Below are 4,758 nucleotides of genomic sequence, written 5' to 3'. Positions count from 1 at the left end.
GGACCAAGTAAATAAAGTAAATTAGTAATTAATTAAGTAGATCATAGCTAATATTGATGATTATCTTTATGTTATAATTATAAAACATCTGCTAGATGCAGCAGATAATGTTCTGTATAATGCCATGGCAATATGTGATTATTTCACATCAACTTTAGTGAGATATTGCTATGCTACGTATTGCTAAAGAAGCACTTACATTCGATGATGTAATGCTACTTCCTGCTTATTCTACCGTACTGCCAAAAAACGTCGATTTGCGCACACAATTAACAAACAAAATCAGTCTTAACATTCCAATGTTATCCGCTGCTATGGATACTGTTACAGAATCTAAATTAGCGATCGCTTTAGCGCAAGAAGGTGGCATAGGTTTTATTCACAAAAATATGTCTATTGAGTGCCAAGCAGAAGAAGTCAAATGTGTCAAACGTTATGAAAGTGGGGTGGTAATCAATCCACAATGCGTCACTCCCTATACAACACTATTACAAGTAAAAGCGCTTACTGCTAAGAATGGTTTTGCGGGCTATCCAGTAGTAACTGATAATAAAGAATTAATTGGTATTATCACAGATCGTGATGTACGTTTTATTACAGATCTACACTTACCAGTAGCTACTGTAATGACTCCTAAAGAACAATTAGTTACGGTAAAAGAAGGCGAATCACGCGAAGTAGTATTAATGAAAATGCATGAAAAACGTGTGGAAAAAGCGCTAGTTGTTGACGATGAATTTAACCTATTAGGGATGATTACTGTAAAAGATTTTCAGAAAGCAGAAAGAAAGCCTAATGCTTGTAAAGATAAGCATGGACGTCTACACGTCGGTGCAGCAGTTAGCCCCGGGGATAAAGAGCGTATAGAAGCTTTAGTTGCTGTAGGTGTTGATGTTTTGTTGATAGACTCTTCACATGGTCACTCAGAAGGAGTACTACAAGGTATACGTAACATACGCATAACATATCCAGAATTAGAAATTATTGGTGGTAATGTTGCTACTAGTGCTGGGGCGCGAGCTCTGATAGAAGCAGGAGTAAATGCTGTAAAAGTAGGTATCGGTCCTGGCTCAATCTGCACAACTCGTATCATCACAGGGGTTGGTGTACCACAAATTACAGCTATAGCTGATGTGGTAGAAGCACTAAAAAATACGAATGTGCCAGTTATTGCAGACGGGGGTATACGCTTCTCTGGTGATATTGCCAAAGCTATTGCAGCAGGGGCAACTTGTGTTATGGTAGGTTCGTTACTAGCTGGCACAGAAGAATCGCCGGGAGACATTGAACTATATCAAGGAAGATCATTTAAATCTTACCGAGGTATGGGTTCAGTAGGAGCTATGTCTCAAGGTGCTTCTTATCGCTACTTTCAAAATAAAACCGATAAGTTAGTACCAGAAGGTATTGAAGGACGTGTAGCATACAAAGGACTCTTAACAGAGATTATTCATCAGCAAATGGGAGGCTTACGTTCCTGTATGGGACTAACAGGTTGTGCTACTATAAAAGATTTACGTACTAAAGCTGAATTTGTCCGTATCAGCGGAGCGGGAATAAAAGAAAGTCATGTCCACGATGTAGACATAACCAAAGAACCACCTAACTACCGTATGGGCTAAAATAATATTAAAAATATTTTGTTATTATGACAAAAAATATTTATACATCTAGAATTCTCATTCTGAATTTTGGTTCTCAATATTCTCAATTATTAGTACGCAGAATACGTGAGTTGGGCGTATATTGTGAACTGATGGCCTGGGATATAACTAAAGCACAAATACGTGATTTTGCTCCGAATGGCATAATACTTTCTGGTGGTCCAGAAAGTACGATAAAAGCTGACAGCCCGCGTGCGTCAGAGTATGTTTTTCAAGCTGGTGTGCCGGTATTAGGTATTTGTTATGGTATGCAAACAATAATTATTCAGCTTGGCGGAAAAATCAACCAAAATACCAACCAACGTGAATTTGGTTATGCTCAGGTAGCTGTTATTACTGATAGCTGGTTAGTACGGAATATTAAAGATGATATTAGTCGTAATGGTCAACCACTATTAGATGTATGGATGAGTCATAATGATAATGTTACATCTCTTCCGCATAATTTTATCACTGTAGCTAGTACAAAAACTTGTCCATTTGCTATTGTTGCCAACGAAGAAAAACATTTCTATGGAGTACAATTTCATCCTGAAGTTACTCATACTCGCCAGGGACAGCATATACTAAAACGTTTTGTGTTAGATATTTGCTGCTGTCAAGCTTTATGGACACCAGCACATATAAAAGTTAACGCGATAAACCGAATCAGAGAGCAAGTAGGTAACGAACGAGTTATTCTGGGACTCTCAGGTGGCGTAGATTCATCAGTAACGGCTATGTTACTACATTATGCAATAGGTGATAATTTGACTTGCGTTTTTATCGATAACGGCTTACTACGTCTCCATGAAGCAAGTCAAGTCTTAGAAATGTTTGGTAATAACTTAGGTATCAACATCGTTTATGTCCCGTCTGAAAATCGTTTTTTAAGAGCACTTGTAGGAATTACAGATCCAGAAATGAAAAGAAAAATTATAGGACAAGTCTTTATAAATATTTTCGAAGAGCAGGCAAAACGTTTCAAACAAAAAGTAAAATGGTTAGCACAAGGTACTATATACCCAGATATCATAGAATCTGCGGGTTTTCTCACTAGCAAAGCTCATGTTATTAAGTCCCATCATAATGTTGGAGGTTTACCTAACAAGTTAAAAATGAAACTAATAGAACCGCTGAAAGAATTATTTAAAGATGAGGTTCGTCAAATAGGTCTAGAACTCGGGCTACCGTATCATATGATTTACCGTCATCCTTTCCCTGGACCAGGGTTAGGTGTTCGAATATTAGGAGAAGTAAAAAAAGAATATTGTGATTTGCTACGTCAAGCAGATATGATCTTCATAGAAGAATTACACAAAGCTAACTTATACTATAAAGTTAGTCAGGCTTTTGCCGTTTTTATTCCTATTTTTTCAGTTGGCGTTATGGGCGATAGACGTAAATACCAACCTGTCGTTTCGCTCCGTGCAGTTGAAACTATTGATTTTATGACTGCACATTGGGCACATCTACCTTACGAATTATTAGAACGTGTTTCTAACCGAATTATAAATGAAATAGATGGGATTTCTCGTGTAGTCTATGATATTTCAGGTAAACCACCTGCCACTATTGAGTGGGAGTAATCCTATATTTTTGACAACTATATGTAGCGAAACGAACAAAATGGATATATAAAATTCATCATGAAACGGATAAATAATATTTTAAGCATTGCAGGTAGTGATCCCTGCGGTGGGGCAGGAATTCAGGCTGATTTAAAAACATTTTCAGCATTAGGCACTTACGGTACCTCAGTCTTAACATCATTAGTGGCACAAAATACTTATGGTGTGCAAGCGGTATATCCTATTAGTACAGAATTTATTATTCAGCAACTGAATTCTATACTCAGCGACGTGCAAATCGATAGTGCTAAGATTGGTTTGTTATGTCAAGCCGCTATTATTCGTGTAGTTGCTGCTGAGCTAAAACAATATTCTATCCCATGGTTAGTTTTAGATACTGTTATGGTTGCAAAAAGCGGTGATCAATTACTAGATAAAGATGCAGTTCGCTGTCTACGAGATGAACTGTTACCATTAGTTTCTATTATCACCCCTAATCTACCTGAAGCAGCTGTGTTATTAGGTTGTACCCTTGCTCAAGATGAAAATCAAATGTGTCAGCAAGGTAGAAAATTACTAAAATTAGGTAGTAAAGCTGTAGTTATGAAAGGTGGACACTTAATGGGCATAGAAAGTCCTGATTGGTTAATCACATCTCAGGAAGAGCTACGTTTTACTAGTCCACGTATAGACACTAAAAATACCCACGGTACTGGCTGTACGTTATCTGCAGCGCTTGCTGCACTCCGTCCACGTTATAAAGATTGGGCGGAAACACTAGATGTTGCTAAAGTATGGCTACAACAAGCACTACTACATGCTAATAAATTACATGTCGGGCAAGGAGTCGGACCTATTCATCATTTTTATGGGTGGTGGTAAAGTATACGATAGATATGTTTCAGCATGCATGACTTTAATCATTATCTTCATTTAAAAGCCAAGTAGGCATATCGTTTATGCCTATTGCCTTGTTGAGAAAAATCTGCTTAATACTAGGAATTATATCTACCAGTCGTAAACCGATACCGCGTAGTAATTTTTTAGAGAAATGATTACCAGAAAATAACTCACGAAAGCACTCGATACCTATAAGCATCTGTGCTGCACGATACTTACGGTTACGTTCATAACTCCGTAAAGAATAGTAATGACCTATATCTTTACCTATTTTATTTAACTGCTTAATCTGACCTAGTAGTTCCGCGACATCCATTAATCCCAGATTAACTCCTTGCCCAGCTAGCGGATGAATCGTATGGGCAGCATCGCCAACTAGTACTAGACGATGAGCAGCAAAAGAACGGGCGTAATGAATACTAATAGGTAATTTTTGACGCGTCCCCTGTAATTCACATAAACCTAGCGCTCTATTTAAATTAATTGCTAAAGCAGCATTAAAATTCACGTTAGGTTGAACTAAATACTGTTGTGCTAAATCAGAATGTAGAGACCAAACGATAGAATTAAGATGCGGATCAATTAAAGGTAAAAATGCTAGAACCCCATCACTATGAAACACTTGGCGAGCGATATTGTCATTC

Annotated in this window: 4 protein-coding genes; 3 read left to right on the top strand and 1 reads right to left on the bottom strand. The window is 37.6% G+C overall.

The window, feature by feature from the left end; all coding sequences use genetic code 11:
- Nucleotides 1-170: 170 nt before the first annotated feature.
- The 3 genes from guaB to thiD are packed head-to-tail and all read left to right on the top strand — an operon-like array spanning nucleotide 171 to nucleotide 4,096.
- Entirely contained in the window at nucleotides 171-1,622 is a 1,452-nt protein-coding gene (gene guaB / locus CEX73_RS01100) for an IMP dehydrogenase (protein ID WP_101626775.1), read from the top strand.
- Between the two features lie 26 nt (nucleotides 1,623-1,648).
- Entirely contained in the window at nucleotides 1,649-3,232 is a 1,584-nt protein-coding gene (guaA, locus tag CEX73_RS01095; RefSeq protein WP_101626774.1) for a glutamine-hydrolyzing GMP synthase, read from the top strand.
- Between the two features lie 60 nt (nucleotides 3,233-3,292).
- The gene (gene thiD / locus CEX73_RS01090) at nucleotides 3,293-4,096 is read left to right on the top strand and encodes a bifunctional hydroxymethylpyrimidine kinase/phosphomethylpyrimidine kinase (protein WP_101626773.1); all 804 of its coding nucleotides are present in this window, start codon (nucleotides 3,293-3,295) and stop codon (nucleotides 4,094-4,096) included.
- Between the two features lie 34 nt (nucleotides 4,097-4,130).
- On the opposite strand, the gene CEX73_RS01085 is transcribed toward thiD, so the two are convergent.
- A partial coding sequence (locus CEX73_RS01085) for an FAD-dependent monooxygenase (protein ID WP_260081031.1) occupies nucleotides 4,131-4,758 on the bottom strand: 628 nt, incomplete at its 5' end.

Origin of the sequence: Candidatus Palibaumannia cicadellinicola (assembly GCF_002855795.1) — a bacterium.
Classification (GTDB): Bacteria; Pseudomonadota; Gammaproteobacteria; order Enterobacterales; family Enterobacteriaceae; genus Baumannia; species Baumannia cicadellinicola_C.
The sequence above is the reverse complement of the archived record's forward strand: the minus strand, read 5'-3'. Positions and strand labels throughout refer to the sequence as shown.

Excerpts from the sequence above, each read along its gene's own strand:
- guaB (WP_101626775.1), top strand. The coding sequence starts at position 171 with ATGCTACGTATTGCTAAAGAAGCACTTACATTCGATGATGTAATGCTA.
- guaA (WP_101626774.1), top strand. The coding sequence starts at position 1,649 with ATGACAAAAAATATTTATACATCTAGAATTCTCATTCTGAATTTTGGT.
- thiD (WP_101626773.1), top strand. The coding sequence starts at position 3,293 with ATGAAACGGATAAATAATATTTTAAGCATTGCAGGTAGTGATCCCTGC.